Raw genomic sequence first — 17610 nt, 5'->3', positions numbered from 1 at the left:
TTTTAACTAAAAAAAGTCCTGACTATGATAGCCAAGACCTAACTTGTTTGGTTTTAATTTTTTTTATTTAAAGACGATAGAACCGTATTCAGATTTTATCGAAACGGCAGATGATCCACCTGATCCGATTTTTCCGGTATATCTTTTAATTTCATCATCGTCACCTGCTGATCGTGAAGTTACATTCGAGCCGTATTTAAATCCGGCATAAGAAGTAGAAACGTTAAAATTTGCATTATAACCACTTCCAAAGCCCAATCCAACACTTACGTATTCTCCAACAAAAGTGAAACTTTTACAAGCAGGCGTAATTTCAGCTACATTTAAGCGGTTATAGTCCATATTAATGTTTGCATCACCATTTAAAGTACCCAGTGTAACATTTGTGTACTCCGTTTTTAAGGTAAGTTTACCTGCACTGGCAATTGACAAACTACCATAACCCTGTTTAACTACAGCATTACCTTTAACATTATTGATATTTACTTTAGCATATTCGGTATTCAATAATAAATTCCCTCCTATGTTGCCTACAGTTAATCCTCCACCATATTCAACTTTAAGATCGGCAGATTTTCTAATGCTGTTTACATTTACGGTAACATATTGTGCATCCAGATCCAAAGTGCCAACAGCACCTATGGTAACACCTCCACCGTATTCGTGTTTTACAACTGCTGCATTTAAGTCCTGAATATCTGCTTTACCATACTGAACATTAATATAGTTGTTGCTGTTGCTTAAATTGCCGGCTGTAAGGTTTCCATACTGGACTTTAAAGGAGGTTGGCCCAGAAAAATTACCTAAATCTACATTACCATATTGTTGCGATACGGTAAGTGGGTTAGCTGAGGGCATATAAACTACATAATTTACTTTAATTTCCCTGCGCCAGGTGGTCACACCATTTCTAACGCTTCTGCCGTAACGACCATTTCTTTCGCCCATTACAGTTTTAACGGATACTAAATCGCCATTTTTAACGGCATCGATACTTACCTCATCCAGCAATTTCTGAACATCGCTACTTGAGTTACTGTACACCTTTATGTCTACATCAACACGAAATTCTTTTTTATCCCAGGTCTTAATCAAGATGGAACCGTATTGATTATTCAAATTAATTTTATCGCTACCATCGATAGAAAAGCTTTTGCTAAACGTTTTTGTTTTTTCAGCATCACTTCCCGATTGTACATCCTGATTAATAACCAATTTACTTACAGATGCAGCGCTAATTGTATTTACTGCATAGCTTTCAGATGTGTTATTTGGCACACTTACCTGTTGTGCATTGGTTTTTACGGCAACTAAAGCCATAAAGGCTAAAAATATTTTAATCGTTTTCATGTTTCTAATTTTTAAACATTTAAAAATCTAAACCTGCCGGCTGGCTTAATTTTTTAAATACAATGAGCGTATTTTCATTAACTGATAGTGTACTCAGGTATCAAGATTTTACCATCACTATTTTTTGCATCTGCCGTTTAATTATATCTGGTTAACTCTTTTATAATCGTCAACCTGGTTAATAATCATCAATTGTTGTTTTAATAATTGTAATTGGAGTTCGCGGTTTTTAACCATTGCTTTAACTACAAAAAGTTGATTTGGTGTAGTTGGAAGCTCTGCTTTTAACCTTTCGTAATCTTCATCCAGCTTTCTTAAATCACTGGTAAATTTTTTATATAAACCAGGATTTGCAGAAGCAAAAATGGCCAGGCTATCGCGCTTTTCGGTAATTAAACCTGCAAAATGAATTTCTTTTTTTGCAATGGCAGCATTAACATCAGCGATTTCTATGTCTCGATTTGACATTCTTCCTGCGTAAAGCCAGGTTAAACCTAAAACAATTACGATAGATGCTGCCGCACTGATCCATAAATACAGGTTTACCGGCTTTTTTTTCTTTTTGCTATCCAGCTCCTGCTCTATCTTTGCCCAAAGCCCTGCTGATGGCTCGTGCACATCAAACGCTCTCCGGTTCTCCTTAACAAAGGTTTCTAATCTATTATTCATCTCTCATCCCTTTCGATTCTAAAATACTTTTTAATTTTTTCTTGGCCCGCATGTATTGGGTACGACTTGTGTTTTCACTTATTTTTAAAATATGCGAGATCTCTTCATGATCATAACCCTCTAACAAATACAAACTTAGCACCACTCTATATCCATCAGGCAATTCAGTAATGGCTTTTCTGATCTCATCTGCCTGCAGTTGCACATCATAATCATCAGCACTTAACTCATCCGGAACCTCTGCAATTTCATCTGTACCTACAAATTCGAATTTCCGTTTACGGAGGTAATTGATTGATTTATTAATTACAATCTGCTTTAGCCAAAGTCCGAAGGTAGTTTCCTGCCTAAAATCAACAATCCGGGTAAATGCATCCAAAAAAGCTTCCTGCAAAACATCTTCTGCTTCTTCTTCATAATTCAGAATGCGCAACGCCACATTATACATTGCCTTTGCATACAGTTTATACAATTCAAACTGCGCTGCCCGGCTGCCCTGCATGCATTCTTTCACTAATTGAAGGTTCTTATCGACGTATACGGCTTCCAAAATTTCGTTGATTCTGTTTATAAGACATAGGGAAAATTAAAACGTTGCATCAAGGTATAAAAAAAATCAACAATTTGGTTTATACTGTATTTAGCCCGGCTTACAATTGTGGAAAATCGTGCACTTAATCATCATAAATTTGAAATCACTGAAACAAACAATTAACTTCATGCCATGGAAACCGATTTAATCATCAAAGCAATAGACGAAGCGCATAAAGATATAAACGAAGCTTTAACAACTAAATCTGCAACAACTTACTTAAGTTATTTTGATGAAGGTGTAAGATATGTGGAAGCGAATGGCGAAATCCTGGATAAAAAGCAATTGGCTACAGAAGTTGACCGATATTTTAACAAAACAAATAAGGTTGACACTACTCATTACCGCATTAAATTTTCATTTGAGGAAGGAGTTTTCCTTGAAAAAATTGCCAGAAAATCCATACTTCTGGTAAAAAAACTCCTTTTTTTTTCTAAAAAACAAACCATCCAAACAGAGGAAATTTATCAGTGGAAAAACATTAATGGCCGCTGGAAAATTATTAGTGTAGAGATAACCCTGGAAGAAAAGTATTAAGATAATCTCCTGTAAAATAATTTTAGTTACCAGACAGCAGATAACTTTAAATTAAAAATCCTTAAATCTTCATCCACAAACTTTAAAACAAAATCGGTATTTTTGCCGCTCAAAATAGAATTATAATTATGTTAAGAACAGTAACTTGTGGTGCATTAAGCCTTCAAAATTTAGGCGAAAGTGTAACCCTGTGTGGTTGGGTACAAAAATCAAGAGATTTAGGCGGCATGACATTTATAGATATCCGCGATCGTTATGGTATTACTCAGTTGGTTTTTAACATGGATGATAACCGTGAACTTTGTGAACAAGCGCGTACCTTAGGTCGTGAGTTTGTGATTAAAGCCAGTGGTACCGTTGTGGAAAGAAGCAACAAAAACCCAAAAATGTCTACAGGTGATGTAGAAATTAAAATTACCGCTTTAGAAATATTAAATCCGGCCAAGTTACCTCCATTTTTAATTGACGATGAAACGGATGGAGGGGATGAACTGCGCATGAAATACCGTTACCTGGATTTGCGCCGTAATCCGGTTCGCAATAACCTGGTTTTACGCCATAAAATGGCGCAGTCGGTTCGCCGCTACTTAGATGCTTTAGATTTTATCGAAGTAGAAACGCCTGTTTTAATTAAATCTACGCCAGAAGGTGCGCGAGATTTCGTTGTGCCAAGCCGTATGAACGGTGGAGAATTTTATGCTTTACCACAATCTCCTCAAACCTTTAAGCAATTGTTAATGGTTTCTGGTTTTGACAGATATTTTCAAATTGTTAAATGTTTCAGGGATGAGGATTTACGCGCAGATCGCCAACCTGAATTTACACAGATTGATTGTGAAATGTCGTTTATTGAGCAGGAAGATATTTTAAACACTTTCGAAGGTTTAATCCGTACCTTATTTAAAGAGGTTCGCAATTACGATTTGCCTGAGGTACCGCGCATGCAATATGCAGATGCTATGCGTTTATATGGTTCTGATAAACCTGATACTCGTTTTGCAATGCAATTTGTGGAGCTTAATGGTTTGGTAAAAGGAAAAGGATTTCCTGTTTTCGACAATGCAGAATTGGTTGTGGGCATTAATGCAAAAGGAGCGGCAAACTACACACGTAAGCAGTTAGATGAATTAACAGACTTTATCAAACGCCCGCAAATAGGGGCTACAGGTTTAATCTATGCCCGCCATAACGAAGATGGAACTATTAAGTCTTCTGTAGATAAATTTTTCAATGAAGACGATTTAAAACAATGGAGTGAGGCTTTTGAGACAGAAAAAGGAGATTTACTTTTAATCTTGGCTGGCACAACAGATAAAGTTCGCAAGCAATTAAATGAGCTTCGTTTAGAAATGGGCAACCGTTTGGGCTTACGTGATAAAAATACATTCTCTGCCCTTTGGGTTTTAGATTTTCCGCTTTTAGAATGGGATGAGGAAACTGAACGTTACCATGCCATGCACCATCCGTTTACCTCGCCAAAACCTGAGGATATTGCCATGTTAGATACCAATCCTGGTGAAGTACGTGCAAATGCTTACGATATGGTCATTAACGGAACTGAAATTGGCGGAGGTTCTATTCGTATTCACGATAGAGAATTACAGGCTTTAATGTTTAAACATTTAGGTTTCAGCACGGAAGAGGCTCAAAAACAATTTGGATTCTTAATGGATGCTTTCGAATTTGGTGCACCTCCTCATGGTGGTATTGCATTTGGTTTTGATCGTTTAACTTCAATCTTTGCAGGTTTAGACTCAATTCGTGATGTAATTGCTTTCCCTAAAAACAATTCAGGACGCGATGTTATGATTGATAGTCCAAGTACAATTGATGAGAAACAATTAAAGGAGTTGAAAATTAAAACAGATTTGTAAGTAACCTTATTACATCATTAACAAAAAAGCCCTGACATGTGTCAAGGCTTTTTTGTTTAATATGTTTCGCTATCGGGCGGTATGCCGTAATCGATAAATTTCTTGTCTTTCTTTTCTCCCTTTTTACCAAACCAACCTTTTACTGAATTAAAGATTGCTGATAAATGTTCTGCATCTAAAGATTTGCCCAATTTGCCTGAAGCAAGCCCTACAACTGCTTTGGTTAAAAGACCTGAGCCTCTAAAAATGGTTTTGTTCATGAACATAGGCAACAACAACGACATAATTGTACCGCTGATGTTAAACTTATCGTCTACCTTAAACAAATTGCTTGGTGTAGCATATTTTTTAATTAGAGAACCTAAAGTAAACTGATGAATAAAAGCTTTACCATCCGTTTTCAGCATACTTTGTTTTAAGGTATATTCTACCTTAAGTTCAAGTTTTTTTGCCTGAAGGTCTTCCAGATTTCTGATGGTTTTATAACTTCTCATCTTCATCCTCCTCTTTATCAGCTAATTTATCAAAGTATTTTCTAATGGCTACATTAATAATTGCTTTCTCAATATATTTATCTTTAGTAAGGTAAACAATTATAGCCAGCGCAATATAAATTAAAGATACACAACCAAAACCTGCGGCATAGCTATGCAAAACTGATGATAAGTATAAAGCTAATGTTACTGAACCAAACAAAAATGCAAGGATAAAGCATACAATTACTGCCGTACTTGTTACCAAATCTGCAAATACTTTAGAAGCCTTTTCAACAAGGTATAATCTTGTGTATTCTATTCTTGCGTCTAAATAGCCTTTGGCATCTTTCACCAAATCTTCAATACCTTTCTCTTTGTTTTCTTGCATAGTTTAGATGTATTTAAACCGGGCAGAATTTACCCGGCTTATATTTTATAAATTAAGCGTGCTCTACATCATCGCTATATTCTTCTTCAACACTTCTCAGTTTAGTTTTAATGGAGCTCACAACTTTATCTTTCAAGTTAGATAGGTTATTGATTTCGTCTGCTGCTTTATCTTTAATAGAATCGCCAAGATCTTTTAATGACTGGCTTAATTTATCGCGTGTTTCCTCACCTTTTTCTGGTGCAAATAAGATACCTAAGGCAGCACCGGCTGCTAAGCCAGCTAAAAGGGCAACTACAACTTTTGAGTTATCATTCATAATTATGTATTTTAAGGGTTAACAATTCATGTACAATATACTAACTACTATAGTATTTTATTGTTAAGCTATAATTTATAACTCATTTAGCTCGTTATTTGTTTTAATTCTTTCTAATCTTTCTGAAGCCAGCGTACTGTTTTCATAAATTTTAACGAGCAATATAAAATAAGACAATAGCAAGGGACCAAAAACAAGTCCTAATATACCGAATAATGGTATACCAATAATTACGCCAATTACTGTTATAATGGGATGAATGTTGCCAACTTTTTTTGCAATGATAAATCTGAGTACGTTATCGATATTAATAATCACCACAAAGCCAAAGATAAGCATAGCCCACCCTTCAAAGTTATGTCCATTGGCGATTTGCAAAATGGCAGCTGGCACAAAAACAACCGGTGGCCCTAAAACCGGAACAAATGATATAAACGTGGTAACCACGCCCCAGAATATGGCATCCTGATAACCTAAAACGTAGAAGGATAAACTAACTAAAGAACCCTGCACCAGGCAAATAAGCCCCTGGCCAAGTACATTTGCGTAAGTAGTATTGCGCATTTCATCTCCAAAACGCAATGCATTTTGTTCCCTTAACGGGGCATATTTAATTAAGGATCGCTCAAATTTTTTACGCTCGATCAGCATAAAGTAGAGTAAAAAATACATTACAAGCAAGCTTAGAATAATATTTACGGCACTTGATATCAGTGAGGGAAAAAGTTGTGTAGCCCAGTTCCCGAGCCTGTTTAATCCTTCCTGGATTAACTCCTGATTAATTTTTACAGGGATTAAATGCTGAAGCTTGACCAGAATATTTTTAAAAAATATTTCGTTATTCCGGAGTTCGGAAATTTTACTGATAACCATGCTGCTTAAACCATAAAAAGGCAGAATAATAACAATTATACTAACTGTAATTAACGACAGGGCAGCGAGTCTTCTGTTCCATCCTTTTTTCTCTGCCAGGTAAATATAGGCTGGCCGCATGATGGTGTAAAGCACTAATGTACTTAAAATTGCACTAAATATACTTTGTAACGAATAAGCAATTAATATTCCAAGTGCTATTATAATAACAAGGTTTATATTGTTGCGCTGCTTATAGGAGAATACCGACATAATAATTTGGGATGATTGGGTATTCTTTAAAATGCTAAAACCGGTAATTTTGTTTTATTCAAATTTATTTATTCTAAATCCTCGATCTTGATACCTTTAATTTTATTGTAGAGTGTTTTTCTATCAATCTTTAAAATTTTGGCGGCCTTGGTTTTATTGAAATTTACCTCTTTAAGTACACTTAAAATGGTATTGTATTCTGCTTCCTGCGCAGCGTTTTTTAAATCTTTTGGCTTATCAGCCGACTTGCTTTTAGTTTGCGAAAGCTGTTTATCAGCATCATAAAATTTGACATTATTAGCCAGTTCCAGTGGTAAAACATCTACCTGAATGATACTGGTATCTGTTAATAAAGCCACACGCCTGATTACATTTTTTAATTCGCGGACATTTCCCGGCCAGCTGTAATTTAAAAAGCAATCTTTTACCCCTTCAGAAAACCCTTTGATGTTCTTATTTAATTCCTGGTTTGCAATGGCAAGAAATTTATTAGCAAAAATCAGAATGTCGTTTCCACGCTTTTTTAAGGATGGAAGGTGAATAGAAAATTCATTAAAACGATGGTATAAATCTTCCCTGAATGTTCCTTTTAATATATTCTCAGCAAGATTTTCGTTTGTTGCCACAATAATACGCACATCCAGATCAATTTCTTTTGTACTTCCAATTCGCTTTACTTTCCGTTCCTGTACGGTTCTTAATAAAGTTGCCTGGATTTCGTATGATAAATTTCCGATCTCATCCAAAAACAATGTACCCCCATTAGCTTGTTCGAAGTGACCTATTTTAGTGTATAAAGCCCCGGTAAATGAGCCCTTTTCGTGACCAAAAAACTCACTCCCTGCAAGCTCTTTGGTTAAGGAACCGCAATCCATGGCGATAAAAGGTTTATCTTTTCTTAAACTATTTAAGTGGATGGTTTTGGCAACCGCTTCCTTACCGGTGCCACTTTTTCCGGTTAAAATTATGCTGTAAGATGTTGGCGCAATTAGCTGAATCTGTTTTAACAAATTTGCGGACACCTCACTTTTACCATCAATGTATTCGGTGTTGTTAATATATTCGCCATCTCCGCTGTTATTTTCCTGACCAGAACTTTTTCTTTCATTAAGTGCCCTTTGCGTTTCAAGTGCTTTGTTAATGGTATTTAGTATTTCGTCAGGATATAATGGCTTGGTTATATAATCGTAAGCGCCCAGTTTTATAAGCTCAACCGCCAGTTTAATATCAGAGTAACCCGTTATAATAATTACCCCAGTTGTTGGGTAATTATCTTTAATTTTTATCAGAATTTCTTTGCCGTCGGTATCGTCTAAACGATAATCACAGAGAACAAGATCGAATGTTTCATTAGCCAGAATTTCAAGGGCAGAGTTGCCAGTTATGGCATTGGAAACAATAAACCCATTTCTAACTAAAAATTTTGAAAGTAAAAGCCCAATGTTTACTTCATCATCGATTATCAGTATCTTCTTTTTCATTAGGAGTAGTCCTTTATAGTTAATCTGAAAAGACTTCAGTTATATGCCTAACATGATATACCTTAAAGCTGCTTTAGAGATTTGACTGCACATAATTACTTAAAAAAAATCAATGTGGGAAATTTTCTCCACACTTTTTTAATTAAAACCGCATTATCAGGCAAAAATTTAATTCCCTTTAAAAATCGCTTTTCTTTTCTCCACAAATGCGGCTACACCCTCTTTAAAATCTGCCGTTTCAAAACATTTTCCAAATTCAGCAATTTCAGTTTTATAACCTTCTGATCCGTTTATAGAGGAAACAACAGACTTTATTGCAGCAGCAACCGCTAAAGGTGCTCTTTGTTTAATTACATTTAAAATATCCTGGGCTTTGCTAATCAAATCTGCCTGCGGAACTACATAATTTACCAAGCCAATTTTTTCAGCATCAACCGCCGTAACCATGTTGGCTGTTGTAATCATTTCAATGGCTTTTGCTTTACCAACCAACTGGGTTAAACGTTGTGTACCACCATATCCGGGAATTAAGCCTAAAGTAACTTCTGGCAAGCCTAACTTTGCGTTATCAGATGCTATACGCATATGACAAGCCATGGCCAGTTCCAATCCGCCACCTAACGCAAAACCATTTATTGCAGCAATAAATGGTTTTGGAGCATTTTCTATTGCATTAAATACTTCATTTTGTCCACGCTGAGCCAATTCTTCTCCTTGTTTTCCATTGTAATCAGAAAACTCTTTAATATCTGCACCTGCAACAAAAGCCTTTTCGCCTGCACCGGTTAAAATCACCCCTCTCACTTCGTCGGTTTTACCAGCAAATGCAATTGCATCGGCAAGTTCTGCCAATGTATCCTTATTCAACGCATTTAATGCCTTTTCACGATTGATCGTAATGTAAAAAATACCTTCTTTAATTTCTGTTAATAAATTCTGATATGCCATAATTAAAAATTTCTGTGTTCAGTAACCCAATTTTGTATGTACGCTACAATGCTTGCCATTGTTGTGCCCGGCGGAAATAATTCTCCAACGCCCAATTCGGCAAGCTTTGCTCTGTCGGCTTCGGGAATAATTCCTCCACCTGTTAAAAGAACGTCGTCCAGTTGTTTTTCTTTCATAAAATGGATAATTTTCGGAAAAACGGTCATGTGTGCACCTGAAAGGATAGAAATTCCGATGGCATCAACATCTTCCTGCAAAGCTGTATTCACCACCATTTCGGGCGTTTGCCTTAATCCGGTATAGATTACTTCCATGCCTGCATCCCGAAGAGAAGTAGCAATAACCTTGGCGCCGCGATCATGACCATCAAGGCCAACTTTTGCCACCAAAACGCGTATTGGGCGGTTTAATATTTTGCTCATATTGAATATTAAGTTGGTGTAAATGTATAGATTTTGATTCTGAAATTAATCATTAACTAAAACAAGAAGAATTACGCTCAATCTTTTTAACTTTGCATCCTTAATTTACAGGTTTTTATGAGTGAAGAAAAGTCATTGAACTTTATAGAAGAGATTGTTGAGAACGACTTAAATAGTGGTAAGTATAAAACATTGGTTACGCGTTTTCCACCCGAACCAAATGGTTATTTACACATCGGCCACGCTAAAGCCATATGCTTAAACTTTGGTTTAACGCAAAAATATGGCGGCTATACAAACTTACGCTTTGATGATACCAACCCGGTAACTGAAAAAACTGAATATGTTAACAGTCAGCAGGAAGATATAAAATGGCTTGGATTTAGCTGGAAAAATGAACTGTATGCATCAAATTATTTTGATGAGCTGTACGCTTTTGCCGTAAAACTGATTCAAAAAGGATTGGCTTATGTTGACGAGAGTAGTGCTGACGAAATTGCAGCATTAAAAGGTACGCCAACCGAGCCAGGAAAAGATAGTCCCCACCGAAACCGAAGCATTGAGGAAAACCTTGATCTTTTTACCAGGATGAAAAATGGTGAATTTGGCGATGGCGCTTATATTTTAAGGGCTAAAATTGATATGGCAAGTCCGAATATGTTAATGCGCGATCCTATAATTTACCGTATTAAACATGCCGAACATCACCGTACGGGTAATAAATGGTGCATTTATCCAATGTATGATTTTGCCCACGGACAAAGTGATAGTATAGAAAACATTACGCATTCTATTTGTACCCTGGAATATGTTTCGCACCGCGAACTATATGACTGGTTTATAGAGAAACTGGAAATTTTTCCATCAAAACAGTACGAGTTTGCCCGTTTAAACCTTACATCTACCGTAATGAGCAAGCGTAAGCTGCTTCAACTGGTAAATGAAAATTTAGTAAATGGCTGGGATGATCCCCGCATGCCTACTATTTCGGGCTTACGCAGACGAGGTTTTACGCCTAAGAGTGTTCGCGAGTTTTGCGAACGTATAGGGATTGCAAAACGCGAAAACCTGATTGAACTGAGCTTATTGGAATTTTGCATTCGTGAAGATTTAAACAAATCGGCCAACCGTGTAATGGCCGTTTTAGATCCGATTAAATTGGTCATTACCAACTATCCGGAAGGACAAAGTGAAGATTTAATTGGCGAAAATAATCCTGAGGCTGAAGATGGTGGTGGTACACGTGTTATTCCTTTCAACAATGAATTGTGGATTGAGCGTGAAGATTTTATGGAAGTTCCGGCAAAAAAATGGTTCCGCTTAGCACCGGGATCTATGGTACGTTTAAAATTTGCCTACATTGTTAAGTGCGAAAATTTTGTGAAGGATGAAAATGGCCAAGTAACCGAAATTCACTGTACTTACTTCCCTGATTCAAAAAGTGGAAATGATAACAGCGGTTTAAATGTTAAAGGAACAATCCATTGGGTTAGTGCAGCACATGCCAAAACAGCCGAAATCCGTTTATACGATCGTTTATTTACTTCTGAAACTCCTGATGCTGAAGAAGGCGACTTTAAAGATTATTTAAACCCTGACAGTTTAACCATTTTACCAAATGCTTATATCGAACCTGCATTGGCAAATGCAGATTTAGAAAGCCGTTACCAGTTTATCCGTAAAGGTTATTTCTGCCTTGATAAAGATTCTACTGCAGAAAAACTGGTATTTAACAGAACGGTTACTTTAAAAGATACTTTTAAGAAGCCCAACTAAAGGAATAAATTCCCTTTTGGTATAAAGCCACAGAAATAAGAGCAGCACGGAAAAGAGTTTTAAGCTCCCCTGTGTTAATCTGATTTCTGTGGCTATTTTTATTTCAGCAACCTGTTAGCGGGAAAGACCCCGAAATAAATTCGGGGCGACGTATTAAGTAATCGAGAACATGCTTAAATAGAGTTAATCAATCCATTCGTCATTTCGAGCGTAGCCGAGAAATCTTTAAAACCAATGTTTTGTCGTTACCCCCCGCAAAGAACGTAAAAAGGTATAATTGTAACCCTAAAGGATTTAATACTTCGTATACACGTTATACAACACCAAAATATCAACCGGGGTAAGTTTGGGCGTTAAATCACTTTGTATAAAATGGCGTTTAAATGCGGTAATTGCCGCACCTAAATCGCTTGTATCATAACCTATAAGCTTTAAAGCATTGGTTGTGTCAAAATCTGCAGGCGGGTTTTTAAGCACATCGTCGTACCAAAAACCAAAACCTTTGTCGGCAAGCTTTTTCCACGGAAAATTATTAGGATCTGGTTTGCGTTTTGGAGCAATATCTGCATGCCCGATAAAGTTGGCCGTAGGGATATTATATTTCTTTTTCAGCGTAGCTAAAAGTTTTATCAAGCTGTTAATCTGTGCATCGGTCCAAATATCAGTTGTTCCGTTATTATCCATTTCAATACCTATAGACGAAGAATTTAAGTCTGTATCTTTCCCCCACTTACTAACACCAGCATGGTTTGCCCTCAGGTAATCATTAACCATTTGCACAACTTTACCATCTCGGCCAATCACATAATGTGCACTGGTGCCCGTTCTGGTAAGGGTAAAGGTTTTAATTGTTTGTGCTAAACTATCTTGTGCGGTATGGTGGATAATAACAAAATTGGGTTTACGGATTCCAAAATTCACCGAACCGATCCATTGCTGATTGCTCGCCATTAACGAATCATATAACTGGCCCACCGGTGGGGTGGCTGTAATTATTTTTGCAAAATCCTTAGTTTTATCTTTGTAAACCTTTTCCGAAGCTGCATATTTACTTGTTGTACAGGCAGAAAGCAATGCAATGCCTGCAATGGTAAAGTAAGACAGAAATTTTGAAGAAATGATAGATGCCATGGCTGCAATATTAAAAAATGATTTACAAAGTTAGGCTAAACTTCATCCATTCCATCAAACTTTATACAAAGCTTTCAAATTTTACTAATTTAGCAGCGATATAATTTAAGAATGAAAAATTTGTACAAACCTACCATACTTTTATCGGCGTTAGCCTTCTCAGCAAGCATTTTTTCAGCCTGCACAAGCAATCCAAAATCAACTGACAATACTGGGGCAACGGAGCAAAGGGATAGCCTGGTTGATTATGTAGCGCATCGTTTACCTATTTACGAAAGGGTTAAGCTAACAACCAACATTAACGAATTAAGTGTTAACGACCGTAAAATATTGCCGCTTTTAATTCAGGCGGCAGAAATTATGGATGAACTTTACTGGAAACAAGCTTATCCGCAGCGCGATAGTTTACTTGCAACAATTAAGGACGAAAAAACCCGCGATTTTGTAAACATTAATTATGGCCCCTGGGATAGGTTGAACAATGACAAACCCTTTGTTACCGGAGTTGGCGCCAAGCCAGAAGGCGCATCTTTTTATCCGTACGGCATAAGTAAGGAAACGATCGAAAAATCTGATTTGGCTGATAAATTTGGTGCTTACTCTGTGGTTAAAAAAGACAGTACGGGCAAGTTAAGCACAGTTCCTTACCATGTTCTTTTTGCCTCTGAATTACAAAAAGCTTCCTCATTATTAAAACAGGCAGCATTAATAACTGAAGATACAGGCTTAAAAAAATACCTCAACCTCAGGGCTGATGCTTTGGTAACTGATAATTTTACGGCAAGCGATTACGCCTGGTTAGACATGAAAACCAATGGGCTGGATATTATTATCGGTCCTATTGAAAATTATGAAGATAAACTATTTAACGCCCGTACCAGTTATGAGGCTTATGTTTTAATCAAAGATAAAGAATGGAGCAAACGCTTAGCCAAGTATGTTAAAATGCTTCCTGATTTACAGAAAGGCTTACCTGTTGCCGCAAAATACAAAACGGAAACACCGGGTACAGATTCTGAATTGAACGCTTATGATGTTGTGTATTATGCCGGAGATTGTAATGCGGGATCTAAAACCATTGCCGTAAATTTACCTAACGATGAAAAGATTCAGCAGGAAAAAGGCACACGCCGTTCTCAGCTTAAAAATGCGATGAAGGCTAAATTTGATAAAATTCTTGTTCCAATAGCCAAAGAGTTAATCGATGCCGATCAACAGCAGTACATTAAATTTGACGCATTTTTTGCAAATGTTATGTTTCACGAAGTTGCACATGGACTTGGAATTAAAAAAACCATTACAGGCAAAGGTTTCGTTCGGGAGGCCTTAAAAGAACAGTACAGTTGGCTTGAAGAAGGTAAAGCCGACATATTAGGCTTATATATGGTAACAGGCTTACTTAAAAAAGGCGAGTTAACGGGTGATATAAAAGATTACTACACCACTTTTATGGCGGGCATTTTACGCTCAGTACGTTTTGGTGTATCAGAAGCGCATGGCAAAGCCAATATGCAATGTTTTAATTATTTTAAAGAAAAAGGTGCTTTCGAGCGCACGTCAAAAGGAACCTATAAAGTAAATTTTGACAAGTTTGCTATAGCCATGAATGATTTAAGCGCATTCATTATTACTTTACAAGGTAATGGAGATAAAACTGCTGTTGAAAAAACCCAAAAAACAATGGCAATCGTTCCGGCTGAATTACAAACAGACCTGGATCGCTTAACCAAAAAGAACATTCCGGTTGATGTTGTTTTTGAACAAGGTGTAGATGTACTTGGCGTAAAATAATTTAAGAATAATTTAGGGTAAAAGCCCGGTTAACTGTAATAGTTAGCCGGGCTTTTTGTTTTTAGCTTTTACATTTTTTTTTAAATGCTTGTAACGTTTTAAAAAAGCCATCGTCTTAATCATAACTAAAACAAAGGGAAAGCTTTCATTTCCCGAAATAAACTTTGAATAAGCCGGCAAATTAAGCTTGCGTAGTTCGCACTGCGCAGGATGCTATTTGCTAAATTTTTAAACTAAAAATCATCCTCAAATGAACATTTTTTACAAACTAATATTAACTGCCGCTACTGCTTTTACAATGACCAACCTTTATGCCCAAACAGGCACTAAGGGCAATGTTACAGGTGTTATTTTAGATGAACATAATAAACCGGCCGATTACGTTACTGTAGTTCTTTTTAAAGCCGCAGACTCAAGTATTGTTAAAACAGCTTTTACAGATCAGAGTGGAAGTTTTATTTTCTTAGTATCTGCCAAAGGTGATTATTACTACAAAGCAAGCATGATGGGCTACAAAACCCTGAAAAGTAAAACGGTTAAACTTGCAGAAACAGATCAGAAAATAGATTTTGGATCGGCACAATTAAGTTCTACATCCCAAAACTTAAAGGAAGTTACCATTGCCTTTACCAAGCCTTTAATTGAGCGCAAAACCGATAAACTGGTTATGAATGTAGAAAACAGCAGTATTGCCACAGGATCTACCGCTTTAGAACTTTTGCAAAAAGCACCAGGGGTATCTGTTGATCAGAACGACAACATTTCTATGCAGGGCAAACAAGGTGTTTTAATTATGCTGGATGGTAAGCAAACGTATATGAGCAGTGCTGATGTGGCAAATTTATTACGCAACATGCAGAGTTCGCAAATAGAAACCATAGAGCTGATTACCAATCCTTCTTCAAAATACGATGCTGCCGGTAATTCCGGAATCATCAATATTAAAACTAAAAAAAGTAAAAGCGCAGGTACAAATGGCAGCATAAATGTTGGTGCCGGTCAAGGTAAAAATTTCAGAGGTAATGCCGGAATTGATTTAAACCACCGCGATAAAAAATTTAACCTGTATGGTAACTATAATTACTTCTACAATAAAAACAGCAGAAACATTTATATAGATCGGATTTCTAAAGGGGTTGATGGAAAACCCGATACTTATTTTTCTCAGGGTGGTGGCAACTTACGCCACAACAACAGCAATGGTTATAAAGCCGGTTTGGATATCTTCTTAAACAAAAACAATACGCTTGGCTTTTTGGTTAACGGTTATTCTAATACAAGTGATCAGCAGGAAGACAACAATACCTTAATCGGTCCTTCTTTTTCAAAAGTAGATTCAACTACAACCTCATCCAGTTTTACTAAAAACAGTTATAAAAATATTGCTTATAACATTAATTATAAATCGGTTTTGGATACCGCCGGACAGGAACTAACTTTTGATGCCGATTATTCGAATTACAAAGGAAACAGCGATATTAATTACATCAACAACTATTATTTTGCAAGCGGCGCACCTATCAGGCCAACATTTTTTACCCGAAATGCGACTCCAACGGATATTAAAATTAAGGCGCTTAAAGCAGATTATACCTTGCCTATAAATAAAACCATGAAATTTGAAGCGGGTTTAAAAAGCAGCTGGGTTACCACCAATAATAATTTTGCTGCCGAACAGCTTGTAAACGATATCTGGAAGAATGATGCAAGCAGGAGCAACCAGTTTATTTATGATGAGAATGTAAATGCAGCTTATGTTAATTTAAACAAGCAGTTTAAATCTACAAGCATCCAGTTGGGATTAAGGGCAGAACAAACCAACTCAAAAGGAAACTCAATTACAGAAAATAAAATTGTAAAAAGAGATTATCTTGATTTCTTCCCCAGCGTATTTATTAACCAAACCCTGGATAAAAACAACGATTTAGGCCTTTCTTATAGCCGAAGAATAGACAGACCAAGTTATGATGATTTAAACCCTTTCATCTATTACCTGGATCAATACACTTATCAAAAAGGTAATCCGTTTTTAAACCCGCAATACACGCATAATTTCGAGGTGAATTACACTTTTATGAAAAAGTATATCGCTTCTTTAAGTTACAGCAGAACAAGCGATTTAATTACCCAGGCCTTGCTTCCTGACGGGAAAGCCCTGTACCAAACAAATGAAAATTTAGCCAAGCAAGAAGTTTGGGGCTTAAACATTAATATACCTGTTAAACTATTTAAGTGGTGGGAAACCAACAATAACTTAAATGTTTTTAACTTAAAATATGATTCGCCAAACCTTGGAGGCAGCCCATTAAGCACAAATAAAACCTCTTTTCAATTTAAAACACAACATACCTTTACCATTGTTAAAGGCTTTACAGGCGAATTAAATGGCAGCTACGAATCTCCGATAGATGGTGGAACCATTGCAATTAAAGAGCGTTACAGCCTGGATATGGGTTTAAGTAAATCTTTTATGGAGAAAAAAATGAACTTAAAATTCTCGTTAAGCGATGTATTTAAAACACAAAGGTTTAATGCAAACAGTACGTTAACAGGCTTGGATTATAACATCCGTCAGAATTACGACAGCCGCGTTGCGCGCATAAGCTTTACTTACCGTTTTGGCCAGAACGAAATTAAACCAGCCAGAAGAAGAAGCACAGGGTTAGAATCTGAGCAAAACAGGATGAAAAACTAATTTATACAAGCATAAAAAAGTCCGGCTACAAATGGT

The 17610-nt window shown here is 36.6% G+C and carries 16 protein-coding genes; 5 read left to right on the top strand and 11 right to left on the bottom strand.

Annotated elements, in window-relative coordinates:
* Positions 1-63: 63 nt before the first annotated feature.
* The 3 genes from R2Q77_RS05105 to R2Q77_RS05095 all read right to left on the bottom strand — a co-directional run bounded on the left by R2Q77_RS05105 (position 64) and on the right by R2Q77_RS05095 (position 2569).
* Positions 64-1350 (bottom strand): hypothetical protein, encoded by a 1287-nt coding sequence (locus tag R2Q77_RS05105; RefSeq protein WP_316802629.1) that lies wholly within the window; start codon positions 1348-1350, stop codon positions 64-66.
* A 141-nt stretch (positions 1351-1491) separates the two neighbouring features.
* On the bottom strand, positions 1492-2019 hold the full coding sequence (locus tag R2Q77_RS05100; RefSeq protein ID WP_316802628.1) for a hypothetical protein: 528 nt from the start codon (positions 2017-2019) through the stop codon (positions 1492-1494).
* Positions 2012-2569 (bottom strand): RNA polymerase sigma factor, encoded by a 558-nt coding sequence (locus R2Q77_RS05095; RefSeq protein ID WP_316802627.1) that lies wholly within the window; start codon positions 2567-2569, stop codon positions 2012-2014. Before R2Q77_RS05095 ends, R2Q77_RS05100 begins: the two co-directional genes overlap by 8 nt.
* A gap of 174 nt (positions 2570-2743) precedes the next feature.
* Between R2Q77_RS05095 and R2Q77_RS05090 the strand changes: the two genes are divergently transcribed.
* Positions 2744-3148, top strand: coding sequence for a DUF4440 domain-containing protein (locus tag R2Q77_RS05090; RefSeq protein WP_316802626.1), 405 nt, complete (start codon positions 2744-2746; stop codon positions 3146-3148).
* A 128-nt stretch (positions 3149-3276) separates the two neighbouring features.
* Entirely contained in the window at positions 3277-5022 is a 1746-nt protein-coding gene (gene aspS / locus R2Q77_RS05085) for an aspartate--tRNA ligase (RefSeq protein ID WP_316802625.1), read from the top strand.
* 56 nt (positions 5023-5078) lie between these two features.
* Here aspS and R2Q77_RS05080 read toward each other — a convergent pair whose 3' ends face one another.
* The 7 genes from R2Q77_RS05080 to R2Q77_RS05050 form a co-directional block, all read right to left on the bottom strand.
* Entirely contained in the window at positions 5079-5516 is a 438-nt protein-coding gene (locus R2Q77_RS05080) for a hypothetical protein (RefSeq protein ID WP_316802624.1), read from the bottom strand.
* Positions 5503-5886, bottom strand: a complete 384-nt coding sequence (locus R2Q77_RS05075) for a phage holin family protein (protein ID WP_316802623.1) — start codon at positions 5884-5886, stop codon at positions 5503-5505. The genes R2Q77_RS05080 and R2Q77_RS05075 overlap by 14 nt, the downstream gene beginning before the upstream one ends.
* Before the next feature lie 52 nt (positions 5887-5938).
* The gene (locus R2Q77_RS05070; RefSeq protein ID WP_316802622.1) at positions 5939-6205 is read right to left on the bottom strand and encodes a YtxH domain-containing protein; all 267 of its coding nucleotides are present in this window, start codon (positions 6203-6205) and stop codon (positions 5939-5941) included.
* A 75-nt stretch (positions 6206-6280) separates the two neighbouring features.
* A complete protein-coding gene (locus R2Q77_RS05065; RefSeq protein ID WP_316802621.1) occupies positions 6281-7330 on the bottom strand; it encodes an AI-2E family transporter in 1050 nt (349 codons plus the stop codon).
* Positions 7331-7398: 68 nt separating this feature from the next.
* Entirely contained in the window at positions 7399-8811 is a 1413-nt protein-coding gene (locus tag R2Q77_RS05060) for a sigma-54 dependent transcriptional regulator (RefSeq protein ID WP_316802620.1), read from the bottom strand.
* Positions 8812-8979: 168 nt separating this feature from the next.
* Positions 8980-9759 (bottom strand): enoyl-CoA hydratase/isomerase family protein, encoded by a 780-nt coding sequence (locus R2Q77_RS05055; RefSeq protein ID WP_316802619.1) that lies wholly within the window; start codon positions 9757-9759, stop codon positions 8980-8982.
* Positions 9760-9761: 2 nt separating this feature from the next.
* Complete coding sequence (locus tag R2Q77_RS05050) at positions 9762-10181, bottom strand: cobalamin B12-binding domain-containing protein (RefSeq protein ID WP_316802618.1); 420 nt, start codon at positions 10179-10181, stop codon at positions 9762-9764.
* A gap of 117 nt (positions 10182-10298) precedes the next feature.
* Between R2Q77_RS05050 and R2Q77_RS05045 the strand changes: the two genes are divergently transcribed.
* Positions 10299-11957 (top strand): glutamine--tRNA ligase/YqeY domain fusion protein, encoded by a 1659-nt coding sequence (locus R2Q77_RS05045; RefSeq protein ID WP_316802617.1) that lies wholly within the window; start codon positions 10299-10301, stop codon positions 11955-11957.
* 294 nt (positions 11958-12251) lie between these two features.
* On the opposite strand, the gene R2Q77_RS05040 is transcribed toward R2Q77_RS05045, so the two are convergent.
* On the bottom strand, positions 12252-13088 hold the full coding sequence (locus tag R2Q77_RS05040; protein WP_316802616.1) for an N-acetylmuramoyl-L-alanine amidase: 837 nt from the start codon (positions 13086-13088) through the stop codon (positions 12252-12254).
* A gap of 111 nt (positions 13089-13199) precedes the next feature.
* Between R2Q77_RS05040 and R2Q77_RS05035 the strand changes: the two genes are divergently transcribed.
* Together R2Q77_RS05035 and R2Q77_RS05030 are read left to right on the top strand one after the other, a co-directional pair.
* Positions 13200-14879 carry a dipeptidyl-peptidase 3 family protein gene (locus tag R2Q77_RS05035; protein ID WP_316802615.1) on the top strand — a complete coding sequence of 560 codons (1680 nt, stop codon included), beginning with the start codon at positions 13200-13202 and terminating at the stop codon, positions 14877-14879.
* Positions 14880-15129: 250 nt separating this feature from the next.
* Positions 15130-17574: a TonB-dependent receptor domain-containing protein gene (locus tag R2Q77_RS05030; protein WP_316802614.1), complete on the top strand. Its 2445-nt coding sequence runs from the start codon at positions 15130-15132 to the stop codon at positions 17572-17574.
* The last annotated feature ends 36 nt before the right edge of the window (positions 17575-17610 follow it).

It is taken from the genome of Pedobacter nototheniae (assembly GCF_032678625.1).
Taxonomy (GTDB): Bacteria; Bacteroidota; Bacteroidia; order Sphingobacteriales; family Sphingobacteriaceae; genus Pedobacter; species Pedobacter nototheniae_A.
Note: the sequence above shows the minus strand (reverse complement) of the source record. Positions and strands in the feature narration are given on the sequence as shown.